This window comes from Caloramator mitchellensis (genome assembly GCF_001440545.1).
In the GTDB taxonomy this organism is placed as follows: domain Bacteria; phylum Bacillota; class Clostridia; order Clostridiales; family Caloramatoraceae; genus Caloramator; species Caloramator mitchellensis.
In genome coordinates, this window is record NZ_LKHP01000013.1 from 12,591 (window position 1) to 28,818 (window position 16,228).

The 16,228-nt window shown below is 34.3% G+C and carries 15 protein-coding genes, 3 tRNA genes and 1 other RNA gene; 3 read left to right on the forward strand and 16 right to left on the reverse strand.

Going from position 1 to position 16,228, the window contains the following annotated elements:
* Nucleotides 1-1,030: 1,030 nt before the first annotated feature.
* The 6 genes from recR to ABG79_RS09650 all read right to left on the reverse strand — a co-directional run bounded on the left by recR (nt 1,031) and on the right by ABG79_RS09650 (nt 5,048).
* On the reverse strand, nt 1,031-1,627 hold the full coding sequence (recR, locus tag ABG79_RS09630) for a recombination mediator RecR (RefSeq protein ID WP_057979270.1): 597 nt from the start codon (nt 1,625-1,627) through the stop codon (nt 1,031-1,033).
* Nucleotides 1,628-1,642: 15 nt separating this feature from the next.
* Complete coding sequence (locus ABG79_RS09635; RefSeq protein ID WP_057979271.1) at nt 1,643-1,981, reverse strand: YbaB/EbfC family nucleoid-associated protein; 339 nt, start codon at nt 1,979-1,981, stop codon at nt 1,643-1,645.
* A gap of 97 nt (nt 1,982-2,078) precedes the next feature.
* Nucleotides 2,079-3,695 carry a DNA polymerase III subunit gamma/tau gene (gene dnaX, locus ABG79_RS09640; RefSeq protein WP_057979272.1) on the reverse strand — a complete coding sequence of 539 codons (1,617 nt, stop codon included), beginning with the start codon at nt 3,693-3,695 and terminating at the stop codon, nt 2,079-2,081.
* A gap of 91 nt (nt 3,696-3,786) precedes the next feature.
* Nucleotides 3,787-4,051, reverse strand: an RNA gene (ffs, locus tag ABG79_RS12290) — signal recognition particle sRNA large type.
* Between the two features lie 3 nt (nt 4,052-4,054).
* Nucleotides 4,055-4,143 (reverse strand) — tRNA-Ser (locus tag ABG79_RS09645).
* A 71-nt stretch (nt 4,144-4,214) separates the two neighbouring features.
* Nucleotides 4,215-5,048, reverse strand: coding sequence for a response regulator (locus ABG79_RS09650; RefSeq protein ID WP_057979273.1), 834 nt, complete (start codon nt 5,046-5,048; stop codon nt 4,215-4,217).
* A 106-nt stretch (nt 5,049-5,154) separates the two neighbouring features.
* Here ABG79_RS09650 and ABG79_RS09655 point away from each other — a divergent pair, with 106 nt between their 5' ends.
* Nucleotides 5,155-5,805, forward strand: coding sequence for an Mpv17/PMP22 family protein (locus ABG79_RS09655; protein WP_057979274.1), 651 nt, complete (start codon nt 5,155-5,157; stop codon nt 5,803-5,805).
* A 118-nt stretch (nt 5,806-5,923) separates the two neighbouring features.
* Here the strand turns inward: ABG79_RS09655 and ABG79_RS09660 are convergent.
* From ABG79_RS09660 to ABG79_RS09675, 5 genes are all read right to left on the reverse strand, one after another.
* Nucleotides 5,924-6,014: transfer RNA gene (locus tag ABG79_RS09660), tRNA-Ser, on the reverse strand.
* Between the two features lie 61 nt (nt 6,015-6,075).
* Complete coding sequence (gene tadA, locus ABG79_RS09665; RefSeq protein ID WP_057979275.1) at nt 6,076-6,525, reverse strand: tRNA adenosine(34) deaminase TadA; 450 nt, start codon at nt 6,523-6,525, stop codon at nt 6,076-6,078.
* Between the two features lie 103 nt (nt 6,526-6,628).
* A tRNA-Arg gene (locus ABG79_RS09670) sits at nt 6,629-6,705 on the reverse strand.
* Nucleotides 6,706-6,803: 98 nt separating this feature from the next.
* Nucleotides 6,804-6,965, reverse strand: a complete 162-nt coding sequence (locus ABG79_RS12295; protein WP_083490408.1) for an aspartyl-phosphate phosphatase Spo0E family protein — start codon at nt 6,963-6,965, stop codon at nt 6,804-6,806.
* Nucleotides 6,966-7,081: 116 nt separating this feature from the next.
* Entirely contained in the window at nt 7,082-8,770 is a 1,689-nt protein-coding gene (locus ABG79_RS09675) for a methyl-accepting chemotaxis protein (RefSeq protein ID WP_057979276.1), read from the reverse strand.
* Nucleotides 8,771-8,999: 229 nt separating this feature from the next.
* Here ABG79_RS09675 and ABG79_RS09680 point away from each other — a divergent pair, with 229 nt between their 5' ends.
* Nucleotides 9,000-10,097, forward strand: coding sequence for a 6-phosphofructokinase (locus tag ABG79_RS09680; RefSeq protein WP_152978236.1), 1,098 nt, complete (start codon nt 9,000-9,002; stop codon nt 10,095-10,097).
* Nucleotides 10,098-10,144: 47 nt separating this feature from the next.
* Here the strand turns inward: ABG79_RS09680 and ABG79_RS09685 are convergent, their stop codons facing one another.
* Nucleotides 10,145-10,894, reverse strand: coding sequence for a sulfite exporter TauE/SafE family protein (locus tag ABG79_RS09685; protein ID WP_057979278.1), 750 nt, complete (start codon nt 10,892-10,894; stop codon nt 10,145-10,147).
* A 224-nt stretch (nt 10,895-11,118) separates the two neighbouring features.
* Here ABG79_RS09685 and ABG79_RS09690 point away from each other — a divergent pair, with 224 nt between their 5' ends.
* On the forward strand, nt 11,119-12,246 hold the full coding sequence (locus ABG79_RS09690) for an aldo/keto reductase (protein WP_057979279.1): 1,128 nt from the start codon (nt 11,119-11,121) through the stop codon (nt 12,244-12,246).
* Nucleotides 12,247-12,406: 160 nt separating this feature from the next.
* Here ABG79_RS09690 and ABG79_RS09695 read toward each other — a convergent pair whose 3' ends face one another.
* From ABG79_RS09695 to pyrE, 4 genes are all read right to left on the reverse strand, one after another.
* Nucleotides 12,407-13,552 (reverse strand): amidohydrolase, encoded by a 1,146-nt coding sequence (locus ABG79_RS09695; protein WP_057979280.1) that lies wholly within the window; start codon nt 13,550-13,552, stop codon nt 12,407-12,409.
* A gap of 14 nt (nt 13,553-13,566) precedes the next feature.
* Entirely contained in the window at nt 13,567-13,755 is a 189-nt protein-coding gene (locus ABG79_RS09700) for a PspC domain-containing protein (RefSeq protein WP_057979281.1), read from the reverse strand.
* 67 nt (nt 13,756-13,822) lie between these two features.
* Nucleotides 13,823-15,535, reverse strand: coding sequence for an ABC transporter ATP-binding protein (locus tag ABG79_RS09705; RefSeq protein WP_057979282.1), 1,713 nt, complete (start codon nt 15,533-15,535; stop codon nt 13,823-13,825).
* Nucleotides 15,536-15,663: 128 nt separating this feature from the next.
* Nucleotides 15,664-16,224 carry an orotate phosphoribosyltransferase gene (gene pyrE / locus ABG79_RS09710; RefSeq protein WP_057979283.1) on the reverse strand — a complete coding sequence of 187 codons (561 nt, stop codon included), beginning with the start codon at nt 16,222-16,224 and terminating at the stop codon, nt 15,664-15,666.
* Nucleotides 16,225-16,228: the final 4 nt, after the last annotated feature.

Genomic DNA, 16,228 nt, shown 5'->3' on the forward strand with positions numbered 1-16,228 from the left:
AATTATTGTTTCTGTTATTATTTTACTTTTTATAAATTTGAAACATTATAGGTTATAAAAAATCAAAGATGTTCCTATTCAATTAAAGAAAAATTTCATCTCTTTATTTAACGAGCATGGAGCATAAACTTAGACGTTACTAAAAAATCTCTAATGCTAAATTCTCTTCTGAGGCATGATTTCTTCTAAAAAGAGTGGATTGATTTGGCTAGAAGAAAAGGAATCAAATTCTCCATTGTTGCATATGATCCGGTAGAAAAATTGGTTGATATAGTAAATTCGAAACACGCCTGATTCTAATGTAAAAATAAATATTAGAGATTAATTTTATGTATCGGCGATAAAAAAGCTATTAGAAAAAACCTTAGTTATCCTAGATCTCCTAAGGTTTTCTTCAAAAACAAGGTGCAGATTTATAAAAAGAGGTTTATAATTAAATAAATTTTTAAATACCAACCCATAATTGGCCTTTTTGTCATGTGTTTCCTCCTGATAAACTCCTTCAAAATCCTCAATTCAATTTCCAATTTTTATCCTCTTTTTTCCATTTTTCCTTGTCGAATCGTAAAATAAAGTTGTTCAAAATTAGGGGGATAGGAGATAGAGTTTTATAGGAGATTAGGAGATAGGGTTTAGGTAAAAAAGGGGGTATCCTTGCTAATTTTAAATCTCAATTTTTTTCTCAATTAATTCCCAATAAAATCCCCCTTATTCCTATCCTCTAAAAACCTTATTCCTCTCACCCTAAAACCCTTTAAAATCCTAATATTATCAATTATTTTCCTATAAATTTCCCCTTTAAATTTCCCAATTACATTCCCTATTTCCTTTCCCCTAATTTCCCTATACCCTAAATCTCCTATTAATATCCTAATAAATACCCCTATATCCTATCAAAATTTTAAAAATAAAAGTAAAAAGGAAGAAGCTAAAAAATGCTCTTCCTTTTTGAACAAGTTTATTTTCTTTTGAAGAAGTTTAACTGGAATTGAAGGAGTTTATTTGAGTAATACACTAAAATAGCTCTTCCTTAAATCTCTCTTCTTCCTTCTAATGCCTTTGTCAATGTCACTTCATCTGCATATTCCAAATCTCCGCCTACAGGAATGCCGTGGGCTATTCTTGTAACCTTAACTCCCAATGGTTTTAGAAGCCTTGCAATATACATAGCAGTAGCTTCGCCTTCAACATTAGGGTTTGTAGCAAGAATAACTTCTTTAATGTCAGGATTAATTCTTGACAATAACTCTTTAATCCTTATATCATCAGGGCCCACGCCTCCAAGAGGCGATATATGCCCATGAAGCACATGATATAGCCCATTAAACTCCCTTGTCTTTTCCATTGCCAAAACATCTTTAGTTTCTTCAACGACACAGATTACGCTGCTTTCTCTGTTTTGATTTCTACAAATAATACAAGGGTCATTATCGGTTAAATTGCCGCAAACAGAGCAATATCTAATGCTTTTTTTAGCATTTACTATTGCTGATGACAATGTCTCAACTTCCTTTTCGTCCATACTAAGGACAAAAAAGGCAAGTCTCTGTGCAGTCTTCGGACCTATCCCTGGAAACTTATTAAATTCATCTATTAATTTTAGTAAAGGTGCGGGATAAAAATTCAAAAAAATCACCCCACATTAGAATAGGCCTGGCATCTGCAATCCACCAGTAATCTTTGCCATTTCGCTTGTAACAGTCTCCTCTGCTTTATTAATAGCTTCATTAACTGCAGCTATAATTAAATCCTGAAGCATCTCAACATCGTCTGCATCAACAACTTCTGGCTTGATTTGAATATCAAGAAGTTGCTTCTTTCCATTAACCTTAGCAACAATTGCACCGCCGCCTGCTGATGCTTCAAATTCTCTATTATCAAGTTCTTCCTTAACTTCTTCTATTTGCTTTTGAACTTTTTGAACCTGCTTTAATAAATTGTTAAATCCGCCCCCCATTGGTGGCATTCCACCTTTAAACATACCGTTACCTCCTCAACACCATATAGTTTATAATATGCAAAATTTCTGAATTTGCCTTTAAAGATTATATCATGCTTTTGAGTTTACTGCAACTTAGCTACTCTAAAACTTCTACTAAGTCTTCACCAAATAACTCCTTGGCCCTTTTAATACCTTCATCAAGTTCATTCTTTTCCTCTAAAACATTCAATCTAACCCTGACAGGTTTTTTTAGAACCTTTGAAAAAGCCTCAACTATATGCTTTTTATTATCCCCTTCTTCAATCTTTTTCTTTGAAAATGAATATTTATTTTCAAACGTTATTACAACTTCACCGGACTTAACATCCGTAACATCCCCTAAATTTAAAAGAGAAGCAAGGCTCATCTTCTTGTTCATCTTTAAATAATTTAAAACATCCTGCCAAGCAATGCGCGCTTCATCTAAGGATATAGTTACTGAAGTTACAGCTGCCTCTTCAACTATAGGCTTTTCTATAACCTTGTCTTCAGCTTCCAAAACTTTTTCAGGTGCTGAAGGCTTAGTTTTCTTTTCTAAAGCTTCAACCTTTTCGACATTTATCCTTCCTGATTTAATCATTTCCTCTAATTTATTTACTCTATTTAATATAACCTCAAGGGAAACATCGTATTCAATTCTGCAAAATTTAATAATAGCCATCTCAATTGCAATCCTTGGCTGCATATATGTTTTAGCATCGTTTTCTGCCTCAACGAAAATATTAATTCCCCTCATAATCTCTTCGCTTCTAAGTTTTCCAGCCTGAAGCTTTAATCTGTTTATATAATCATTTGAGGCATCGATAATCTCCAGCGGGTTTTTAGATACCTTAACCATCAATAGATTTCTCAAATGTTCAATCATTTCGCCTATAAAATTAATAACGTCTTTGCCTTCGAGTATAATATCATCAATAAGTTTAATCGATGACTGAACATCCTTTTCAACTATTAAATCGATTAATTTAAAAATTTTTTCCTTTGATGCAAATCCAAGTAAAGATAAAACGTCGTCATAATTCAATCTTCCATTCATCATGGAAACCAGCTGGTCAAGAAGCGACAGAGCATCCCTTAGAGCGCCATCGGAATTTGCAGCTATGAGGTCTAATGTATTATCATCACATTCAACATTTAATTCATTTAAAATTAACTGCAGCCTGTTCTTAATTTCCTGCTTTTTTATCCTTTTGAAATTAAACCTCTGACATCTTGACAGAATGGTCAATGGAACCTTTTGAGGGTCTGTAGTTGCCAAAATAAATATAGCGTATTCTGGAGGTTCCTCGAGTGTTTTCAAAAGTGCATTAAATGCGTGGTTTGAGAGCATATGAACTTCGTCTATAAGATAAACCTTGTATTTTGCTCTTGTCGGAGGAATTGAAACTGTATCAATCAAATCTCTTGCATTTTCAACTCTATTATTAGAAGCAGCGTCAAGTTCAACAAAGTCAAGAAATGTCCCTTTATTAATCTCTTTGCAAATTTCACATTCATTGCAAGGGTTTGCATCCTGAGGATTAAGACAATTTATAGCCTTTGCAAAAATTCTTGCAGTTGACGTTTTTCCCGTCCCTCTTGTTCCAGAAAAAAGATATGCATGAGATATTCTATTAGTATTTATCTGATTTTTCAAAGTTTTAACTATGGCTTCCTGGCCCACAACCTCGTCAAAATTTCTGGGCCTCCATTCCCTATATAGAGCAATTTTCATATAATCAGCCCCTTTAAAAACTAAGCTGGTGTTTTTAGCACCAGCTTGTTGTCGAATATAAAAAAAGACCTGGATTTCCAGATCATAAAGGCCGCGCACCTTGCTTCGATATAAACCTACAGGCGTTACCCAGGTAGTTAGCTCCAATCAGGCACCCCTATGGCACACAGAATTTACCGCTTACCGTTGCTTCCTTCCGGACCTGGCGGGGTTCACAGCTTTCTGTTGCACAGGACCCAATTATCAACACCACTTGCCAGGGGCAGGCCCCACAGGCAGGTACCTCAGCAAGGAATTCAACCCTGCTACAGCGGATTGCAGGTTACAGGGCACCGCTACCTCCCCATCTAGCACGGCCATGGCGGAGAGAGCGGGATTTGAACCCGCGGAACCTTTTGGGTTCACACGATTTCCAGTCGTGCTCCTTCGGCCTCTCGGACATCTCTCCATATGGCACTAATAAATTATACTATAATATCCTGTTTTATTCAACAAGTATTTTCTGCTAATTTTATTTGGTTAACCGTTTTTTTCTTCATTACCTTCTTCTTTTACTTCTTCCTTCACTGCTTCTTCCGACTGCTCTGCATTTATTTCCTTAACTATACTCTCTCTTGCAGTATTATATAGCTCTTTTTCATCCTTGCAATCTCCTGGAAAATTAGCAATCCCAAAATACCATTTTCCAATAACGCCTTTTCTAATCTTTTCTAAAACAACTTCTGCACCTTCCTTTTTAGTAAAAGGAAGAACAAGAGCTATATTCGATTTGCCAAGGTCTAACGCTGTATCTACTTTTCTTAGATACCTTCTTATTTCTGAAATTATTTCATGAGCTCTTGGGCCTGATTCGCTCTCCTTACTTCCAACTATCAAAGTAATCTCATAATCGCCACGTTTTGCCCTTTCAATTTCTTCTCTCAATATTTCCATTAATTTAATGAATTGATTTTCCTCTTTATCGCTGATAAGCCTTTTAACTCTGTTTACAAGGTCATTAGTTGTGAAGGGCTTACTCAAATAATCATTTGCACCCTTTTCAATTGCCTTTTTCACAGTTCTGATTGAAATATCAGATGTCAACATCATTACAGGTATTTCTTTGTAATTTGGATAACTTCCGCTTTTTTTGAGTATCTCAACAAACGAAATACCATCTTTATAAGGAAGATGTATGTCAGAAATTATTAAGTCATAAGCTGTCGCCCTCTGTTTAATCATATTCAACGCCTCTTCTGCCGTTGAAACTGTATCTACCGAAAAACCTTCCGCCTCCAGAGCTTCCTTTACCGATATTTGAATCAACCCTGAATCATCCAAAACAAGTATATGCCTTTTTCTTGATTCATTCATAAGAAATTGGCCCCCTAATATTCAAAATATTAATTAAATTATTACTATATATATGATATAATATAAGAGAATTTGTCGTAAATCAACTATTTTTAGGGGGATTATTATGAGAAAAAAAGATTTACTCTGGTTATTAACATTAGCACTTATAATAGTTTTTTTAATCCATCCAACAACCCATATTGCCTTCGTTACAGCAACTAAAAATCATCCATATATAATGGGTTTTATTAAAGTTTCAATATTAGCCACAATGGGTGAACTTCTCGCAATTAGAATTGCAAATGGAGATTACAAAAAGCCCTATGGCTTGCTTTACAGGTTTATTATTTGGGGCTTTTTAGGTATGGTTTTTGCTCTTGTTTTTGACCTTTTTGCGTCGGGAGTAACTGCCACCATGAAAAAAGGTCTTTTACCTGGAGGAGATTCAAAATTCTTTTTTGCATTCTTTACAAGCTCATTAATGAATTTGATATTTGCTCCTACGTTTATGGCGCTTCATAGGATAACTGACACCTATATAGATTTAGGTCAAGGAACTTTTAAAAAAATATTTAAAGTAAGAATAAATGACGTAGTAAATAAAATAGACTGGAATGGATTCATAGGATTTGTTGTGATGAAAACAATCCCATCCTTCTGGATTCCAGCCCATACTGTAACATTTTTATTACCTTCAGAATATAGAGTATTAATGGCATCATTCCTATCAATAGCTCTAGGTGCAATTCTATCCCTTGCAAAAAGAAAAAAGTAAAGTTCCTGCCTCATGATTTTTAATATATTAACATTTAAAAGTCTTACAGGTGTTAAAGGCACTTAACCCTTTAGCACCCTTTTTAAATAAAAATATCCAGCCTCAGCTGGATTTATTTTGGCGGAGAGAGTGGGATTCGAACCCACGGTGGAGCTAAGCCCCACGCTTGATTTCGAGTCAAGTGCCTTAGACCTCTCGACCATCTCTCCATGTATTCATTTATCGCTAATAAGTATATCATAATTTTTCTTGAATTGCAATTGAGTAAATCTACGTTCTTTTTCTTCTAAAAAAATACTGCATCAGAACTCTACACTCATCTTCCAAAATACCACCTATAACTTCAATTCTATGATTTAGTCTCTCATCATTTGCTATATTATAAATACTTCCACAAGCACCGCTTCTATAGTCTTTTGCCCCAAAAACTAATGTTTTGATTCGTGCATTTACAAGGGCCCCTGCACACATTGGGCAAGGTTCTAATGTCACATACATGGTGCAGTCTAAAAGGCGCCAACCGCCAAGACTTCTACAAGCCTCGTCAATTGCTATGATTTCAGCATGTGCCAAAGCATTTTTTAATGTCTCTCTTGCGTTATGTCCCTTTGCTATTATTTTATTATCCTTAACAATAACTGCACCGACTGGAACTTCGTCAAGTAAAAATGACTTTTTTGCTTCTTCTATAGCAATCTTCATAAAATACTCATGACTCATAATATCCTCCAAAATATAATCAAGGGATGTTTCCATCCCTTAGCCTAACTTAAAGATATTAAAAAAGTCAGTGCAAAAACACTGACTTAGATTCTAAATTCATTGGTGCACCCGAGAGGATTCGAACCTCCGGCACACGGTTTAGGAAACCGTTGCTCTATCCTGCTGAGCTACGGGTGCACACTTCACACATTTAATTATAAATATTTATAAGCATTTGTCAATCGTATTATTTTCTAATTATTACATTTTTTATATTTATACACAAACAAGAGGGGTTACCCCCTCTTGCCCTTTAGCAATAATTCATATAACACAATAAGCTTGTCTAACTTTTGGCTAATCCTCACCACTTCATCATCTACTAAAAAATTTTTTTCTTCAAGTTTTTTGTCCATTATTTTTCTAAGGTTCTCTATTTTTTCGCGCAGAATCGTCATGGCGTTCCACCTCTTTTTTTTTAGGGGAAGCCTATGTTGTATATTAATCTTACCTATATTATAACAATTTTGTTTATAAATTCAATAATATTTATTCGACATTTTATGCATATTTATTATAGTTTGAATACCCCAATCGCTTCCCCAAGTTCTTCAGTTATATCAAGCAATTTTTTTGAGGAAGCTGATACTCCCTGTGCAGCAGATGATACTTCTTCAATTGAGGCAGCTATTTCTTCCGTCGATGCCGATGTTTCTTCCACAACAGCACTCACGGTTTCAACTTTTTCAAGAACTATATCTTTGGCATTGGTTGTATTTTCAATTGACTCATAAGTTTTTTCTATCATAGGTGCTATATTTTCAACTGACGCAAGAATGTCCTCAAAGGCATTAGTTGTTTTCTCTACAAATTCAACCTGTTTTTCAACAAACCCATCTACTTCTTTTGCTGTTCCTATTACTTCCTTTGTTTCGTTATTTATTAAATCAATTAATGCTTTTATTTCATCTGATGAATTTTTCGATTCTTCTGCGAGTTTTCTAACTTCATCAGCAACTACTGCAAATCCTCTTCCACTTTCACCAGCTCTGGCGGCCTCTATTGCAGCATTCAAGGCAAGCAAGTTCGTCTGTTCTGATATACCTTTTATGATATCAGTTATGTTTCTAATTTTACTTACTGTTTCTGAGAGTGATTCAACCTTTTCAACTACTATTTTAAATGCATTTTTAATATCAGCAATTGAGTTCACAAGATTTTCAAGTTCTTTTTTGCCTTCTTGTGTCTTGCTAATTGTTGAATCCGTGCTATTTCTTACATTGCTCACCTGTTCATATATGTTTTCAATATTTTTAGTCAGGTCTTCAATCAATTTTAATACTTCACTTATCTCATTTGCTTGGTTTGATGCGCCAGATGCAACCTCCTGAGTAGTCGCTGCTACTTGCTCTGAAGATGCAGCCATTTGCTCTGAATTTGCCGCAAGTTCTTCAGCAAATTTATCAAGCAAATCAGAATTTGTTTTAACTTTATTTATCATATTAGTTAGAGCATCTTTAACCGTCTTAGTAGCTCTAATTATGTCTCCTATTTCATCGCCCTTTGACAAAAGTTTTTGATCAATCTCGAAATTCAATTCCCCTTTTGCTATATTTTCCAACTTTGATTTAGAAATCATCAAAGGTTTTATAACAAATAACCTTGTAAAGAAAAATAGAATCAATCCCGCAATCAACAAAATGCCTATAGTCATTAATATAATTGCCTTCATAACGCCATTAATATCTTTATCGATTACACTTTTTTCAACGCCAACTACAAACATACCTATATTATTGCCAGCTGCATTTTTAATTGGCAAGTAGATTGTCTGATATTTTACCCCCATAACTTCAGCCGGCCCTTTGTATTCATTTCCATCAGTTATTACTGTTTTAGTGACATTTTCATTAGCCTTTGTCCCAATTAACCTTTTTCCATCCTTTGTAACAGTTGTAGCAATTCTTGTATCATTCAAGAATATACTGACATGATTTTTAGTTTTTTCCCTGATCTCATCTACAATTAAGTTATTTTCATTTATTAACGTCTGCCCCTTGTAGAGCTTATCTCCATCAAATGTCCAATCGCCTGGATACTTTTGATTAAGTATTTCAATGCTTAGGGCAATATTTGAGGATAAAATCTTGTCTGTAAATAGGTCATTAAACTTGGAATAAACTACAAAGTTAACAGATACTGCAAAGATGATGATGGTAGCAATAAATAGACTGATTATCTTTCCATTAGTCCTCAACTTCATACAAGGCCCCCCTTTAAAATATTTTTTAATAAAATAAAAATTGTTATTAAAATAACTTGCCCTTTTTGTATATTTTATCCACCAATGCAAAATATGTCAATAAACATATTTTCCCATCAAAAAAATACTTTTTTTGTTAAAAATAAATAACTTTTTTGAATACAATTAATATTTAATAAATTATTTGTGCATTATATAATATAAGTTAGATTAATTAACGGGGGTGCAAATAATGTCACAAATAAAGAAGATTGGTATTTTAACTGGTGGTGGAGATTGTCCTGGTTTAAATGCGGTAATAAGGGGTGTCGCAAGAACTGCTATATTAAAATATGGATACGAAGTTATAGGATACAAATATGGATACAGGGGTTTATACTTAAACGACTTTATGCCTTTAACTCTTGACACTGTAACAGGTCTTATACATAAGGGAGGAACAATACTTTATACCTCAAACAAAGATAACCTTTTTGATTACCAGGTAGAAGAAAATGGTCAATTGGTTAAAAAGGATGTTTCTGATGTGGCTATTGATAATATGAAAAAGGAAGGTGTTGACGCACTCGTAGTTATAGGTGGGGATGGAACTTTAACCAGTGCAAGAGACTTCTCAAGAAAAGGAGTTAAGGTAATTGGTGTTCCAAAGACTATAGATAATGACCTTGGAGGAACTGATTATACTTTTGGTTTCAATACTGCGATAGAAGTAGTTACAGAAGCTCTTGATAGATTGCATACAACAGCAGAATCACACCACAGAATTATGATACTTGAGGTTATGGGAAGAAACGCAGGTTGGATTGCTCTTCATTCAGGTATTGCAGGCTCTGCCGATGTTATTTTAATACCTGAAATACCTTTTGATTATGATAAAATTGTAGAGAAGATTGAAGAAAGAAGAAAGCTTGGAAGGCTATTTAGCATCATTGTAGTTGCTGAAGGTGCAAAGCCAAAGGGTGGCGAAGTTGTCGTAAGCAAAATTGTTAAGGACAGCCCAGACCCAATAAGACTTGGTGGTATTGCCCATAAGCTTGCAAATGAGCTTGAACAAAGAATAAAGACCCATGAAATAAGAGCTACAATACTTGGACACGTTCAAAGAGGTGGTTCACCATCAACTTATGATAGAATACTTTCAACAAGATATGGAGTTAAGGCAGTGGATTTGATTGCAGAAGGAAAGTTTGGCAATATGGTATGCCTAAAAGGTGACGACATATCATATCTGCCTCTTGAAGATGTTATTGGTCACGAAAAATACGTTGACCCAAACAGCGACCTTGTTCAAGTTGCAAAGAGCGTTGGTATTTCATTTGGAGATTAAAGAACTTAAACTTAAGTGCCTGGCACTTAAGTTTAAGTTTTTCTTTTTTATTGAAACAAATTATATAGCATTCTTGTTGCAACGAGTAGCGACATCGTAACAAAAATTGGTTTTATAAACTTTGAACCATTATAAAGCGCAGCCTTTGTTCCAAGTCTTGCTCCTATTATCATAAATATTGCAACAGGAACTGCCGTTTTATAATCGACCATTCCTTTGTATGCAAAGACTAATAATGAAGCTATATTGCTAAGAAAATTTAAGAATCTTGCGTTACCTCCTGCATTCAGAAAGTTGAACCCATATATATTTATAAGTCCAAATATCAAGAAGGAGCCTGTCCCAGGTCCGAAGAAGCCATCATATCCACCTATAAGAAATGCAAATAACATTCCCATAATTATGTTCTTCCTATTAAGTCCTTCAAACTTATCTTCTGTCCCTATTGTTTTTGAGAATAAAGTATAAACTCCTACAGCCAATATTAAAACAAGAACCATCCCGTAGAGATACTTTTGATTTATCTTCAATACAATATTAACGCCAATTACCGCCCCTAAAAAAGACATAGGCCCTAAAAATTTTAATAGTTTTTTATTTGTCGTCCCTGATGTTATGTATTTTATTGAACTTGTTAGCGAAGCTGTCGTTGCTGCAAATTTATTCGTCCCAAGAACTATATGGGGCGGAAGTCCATATAGCATAAACGCTGGAACTGAAATAAGTCCCCCTCCACCCGCAATAGAATCAACAAAAGCGGATATAAAACCTGCCAAACAAAGTAGTAAAAGTTTCATAGCAACCCCCTATTATTTTACTTTTCAAATCCATCCACTAATCATTATAACACCATTTTAAAATCTAAAACAACCAAATTCAATTTTCAATTTTTACCATAATATATTATAATAACTACAAGGGGGTGGTATTGTGTATTTTGAATCTTCAGGAAGACAAAATACTGCAAAAACAATTGAATTAGCATTATTTGTAAGTCATATGAATTTTAAGGGGGATTAATATGCAGTATAGAAGATTTGCAAAAGATATGAATGTTTCTGTATTGGGATTTGGAATGATGAGACTGCCTTTTATTGATGATGAAGCAAATATTGATGATGAAAAGGCAATCAGAATGGTTAGGTATGCAATAGATAACGGCGTAAATTATATTGATACTGCATACCCATATCATAAGGGTAATAGTGAAAGATTTACAGCTAAGGTTTTAAAGGATGGATATAGAGAAAAAGTATATCTTGCTACAAAAATGCCTGTGTGGCTGGTTAATCAAAAGGAAGATTTTGATAAATTTCTTAACGAGCAGCTTCGTAATCTTGAAACAGATTACATTGATTGCTACCTTTTGCATGCACTTAACAAAAATTCATGGGAAAAGGTTTATAATCTTGGAGTGTTAGATTTTCTTACAAGAGTTAAGAAAGAAGGTAAAATAAGAAAAATAGGCTTCTCATTTCATGATGAATTAGATGTATTTAAAAAAATAATCGATAGTTTCGATTGGGACTTTTGCCAAATCCAATTTAATTATTTAGATGAAGACGAACAGGCGGGTCTTAAAGGATTAAAATACGCAGCTTCAAAAGGAATTTCTGTTATTATTATGGAACCTTTAAAAGGTGGAAAACTTTCGAAAAAGCCACCAGAAAAAGTTGAAAAATTATGGGATTCTTATAAAGTCAAAAGAACTCCTGCTGAATGGGCTCTAAGATATGTATTAAATCATGAGGAGGTTTCTCTGCTTTTAAGTGGAATGAATACTCTTGAACAAGTTGAAGAAAATATTAAAATTGTTGAGGATGCCCGTCCAAATACCCTTTCTATTGAAGAACTTGACCTTATTAATAAAGTTAAATCGACCTATAAATCATTAAACCAAATTAATTGTACAAATTGCAGATATTGTATGCCATGCCCTGCTGAAGTAGATATACCAAGAAATTTTGCTATATATAACAATGTTTTCACTTATGAGGATCTTGAAGGAAGTAAACATGCTTACAAAAACATCTTGTCAGAAAAGAATAGGGCAGACAAATGTGTGGAGTGTGGAAAATGTGAATCGGTTTGTCCGCAAAAATTGCCAATAAGAAAACTCCTAAAAGAAGTTCACAGCACCCTTTCATGATTAAAACCAAGTTGCTTTCAGTATATTCTGCTACAAAACATAGAGTTTAACAAAAGAAGTCCCAATAAAGATTTTTGGAAATCCACATAAATCTTTATTGGGACTCAACCTAAACTATCACTTTAAATTTACATATTCTAATCAGCCTAAAGATGCCCATTTATATAATTCTAACACCCTCAATAAATACCCCTTCAGCCTTAGCTCTTAAATCAAATGGATGATGGCTCCATATAACAACATCTGCATCCTTTCCTTCCTCTATGCTTCCTATTTTATCATCCAGTCCAAGAATCTTTGCTGCATTTATGGTGAGCATCCTTATTAAATCCTCTTCCTTTGCACCATATCTTAGTGCTACTCCTGCATGAACATTAGCGTGTTCAAGGTGTATTACTGGATGGTCGCACATTATCGAAGTTAATACTCCCTTTTCATTTAATATCTTTATTGCCTCATAGGTTTTATCCTTGAGCTCCAGCTTTGTATTAAACCCAAACAAAGGTCCAACTACAACAGGAATATTCTTTTCTTTTATATAATCAACTATTTTGTAGCTTTCGGTTCCATGCTCTAAAACAATCTCTATATTAAATTCCTCAGCAATCCTAATCGCAGTTAAAATGTCGTCTTTTCTATGGCAGTGAATTCTTGCAGGGATTTCTTTTTTTAAAACCTTTTCTCCTATTTCAAGCTTTATATCCCTTTCGGTAAACTCCTTGCCTTCCTTTGCAGCATTTTCCTTCTTCTTCATATAATCCTGAACCTTCATAAAATATCCTCTGATTACAGCTGATGTCCCAAGCCTTGTTGATGGAGTTTGATTTTTACCGCTGTAAACTCTCTTTGGATTTTCTCCAAAGGCCATTTTAAGCCCTGCAGGCTCCTTAATAATCATCTCATCTACTATCTTACTTTTTAATTTTAGAATTGCCCCTTGTCCGCCTATCGGATTTGCACTTCCTGGCAAAATCATAACTGTTGTAACTCCTCCAGATAGGGCTCTCTCAATTGCACTATCATCAGGGTTAAACGCATCAATTGCCCTTACATGTGCTGTAATTGGGTCTGTTGCTTCATTTCCATCCTGATAAACAGAGCCAACTCCCTCTTCAAACAATCCTAAATGGCTGTGGGCATCGATAAATCCAGGAAATACGAACTTATCTTCCGCAACGTAAATTTCGCAATCTTCATCAATTGTTTCTGCAATCTTTTTTATTTTGCCATCCTCAATTAAAACATCCCCCTTAAAGGGTTGTCCAACTACTGGGTAAATAAATCCCCCTTTAATTAGTGTTTTCAACTTAATCCCCCCATTTATTCTTTCTCCTCTGGAATAACAATCCAGCAAATAATATACGCAAGTATTCCAGCACCACCAAACATAACTATGAATACCCACATTAGCCTTATTATTGTGGGGTCGATATCAAAATATTTTGCAATTCCTGCACAAACTCCTGCTACCATTCTATCGGTTTTGGAACGGAACAATTTCTTTTCCACAATAATTCCCCCTAAATTCATTTTAATAATATTATACACCTTTGCTTTGAAATATTACCATAAATATTTACTCAAACTGCGTCTTATAAAGTTCATAGTAAATTCCCTTTCTCTCGAGAAGCTCTCTATGGGTTCCTTCTTCTTCAATTCCATTTTCAGTTAAAACTATTATTCTTTTTGCCGACTTTACAGTTGCAAGTCTATGGGCGATTATAAATGTTGTTCTATCTTTTGAAAGCTCCTCAATTGATTTTTGAATAACTGCCTCGCTCTGGTTATCTAAAGATGATGTAGCCTCATCCAATATGAGAATTGGAGGATTTTTAAGGAACATTCTCGCAATAGAAATTCTCTGTTTTTGTCCTCCAGAGAGTTTTACTCCCCTCTCTCCTATATATGTATCATACCCATCCTCAAACTCCATTATAAAATCATGGGCATTAGCCGCCTTTGCAGCCTTTACTATCTCATCTTCCCTTGCATCAAGCCTTCCATAGGCTATATTTTCCCTTATTGTTCCTGCAAAGAGGAAAACATCCTGCTGAACTATTCCAATGTTTTTTCTAAGAGATTTAAGTGTTATATCCTTTATATCTATCCCATCTACATATATATTCCCACTATCAACCTCATAAAATCTTGGAATAAGATTACAAAGTGTTGTTTTTCCAACACCTGAAGGCCCTACAATTGCAACGCTCTCTCCCGCCTCAACCTTTAAGTTTATATTTTCTAAAACTGTATTTTTATCATCATAACTGAATGTTACATTTCTGAACTCTACACTTCCCTTTACATATTCAATATCCTTTGCATCTTCTTTATCATAAATATCCGGCTTAATATTCATTACCTCAACAAACCTTTTAAAACCCGCCATTCCCCTTTGATATTGTTCAACAAAGGCTGCGAGCCTTTTTACAGGCTGTAAAAACTGGCTTATGTATATAAGATATGCTACTAAATCACCAACTTGAATTTCTCCCCTTGCTACAAAATATCCACCAGCAATAAGAGCTGAAAGGGTAGAAATATTTGAGAAAAAGTTTATCCCTCCATGAAGTATTCCAATGTACTTTACAGACTTTGTCCTCAAGTGTTTAAACATATTGTTTCCTTCATCAAACTTATCTATTTCATATTCTTCATTGGTAAAGGACTTTACAACTCTGATGCCAGATATTGAATCTTCAAGTTTACTGTTTACATCAGCAAGACTTTCTCTAATCTTTCTAAAATTCCTTCTCATCTTAGAATTATATATTACAGTAAAATAAACCATAAATGGTATTATAGTAAATACTATTAACGTAAGTTTGACGTTTATATTGAGAAGAAGAAAAAATGCACCTATAATCATAAGAGTTGAAATAAAAATATCCTCAGGCCCATGATGTGCAAGTTCTGCAATTTCGTTTAAATCATTAACCATCCTCGACATTATATGCCCGGTTTTAGTATTGTCAAAATAACTCACAGGAAGAGTTTGCATATGAGAAAACATTTCTTTTCTCATATCATACTCCATCCTTACGCCTAAAACGTGTCCGTAATATCCTACTATATATTCGAGTATCATCCTTATTATATAGAGAATAAATAATATAATTCCAATATTAATAATCAGGGCTAAATTCTTGCTGGGAATAATATTATTGATAAGCCTTCTTGTTATCATTGGATAAACAAGGTCTGTTGCCGAAATTAAAATTGCACATACCATATCAAGAATAAAAAGCCCAATGTGTGGTTTATAATATTTTGCAAATTGTTTAATCATCAAGTCACCCCCAACCAAAAATATCAACAATTTTATTGTTACATATTGCAAACAAATGTTCAATACTATTTGACAAAAAGTCTAAAGCATAAACATAAACTCTATTATTTAGTTTTGGGTGCTTTACATCAGATGTTTTTCCTACTTCCTGGTTTTGCATAGGGGATGCTTTGTTTACACATTGGACAATCATCCTTATCGAATGTTTCTATGTTTAGCTTTATTGAACTATATATCGGATAATCTATTTTCTCGCTGCTTCTGTCAACTATGCAGGCTATTCCTACTACCTCGCCACCAAGGGATTTTATAACCTCTATTGTCTCCATTGAAGATTTTCCTGTTGTTACAACATCCTCGGTTATTAGAACCCTTTGCCCTTTTTTTATTTCAAATCCACGTCTTAATGTAAACACATCGTTTTCCCTTTCAGTAAACATTGCCACTTTTCCCATCTGCCTTGCGATTTCATAGGCAACTATTATTCCACCCATTGCAGGGCCAACAACTACATCAAACTCAACATCCTTTAATTTTTCTACGACTTCTTTTAGAACAATCTCTGCCTTGTCAGGGTGCATCAAAAGCCTTGCACACTGTATATATCTGTTGCTGTGTCTTCCTGATGATAATAAGAAATGTCCATCCAAAACTGCACCTGTTTCGATAAGTATGTTTAATATATCCATAATA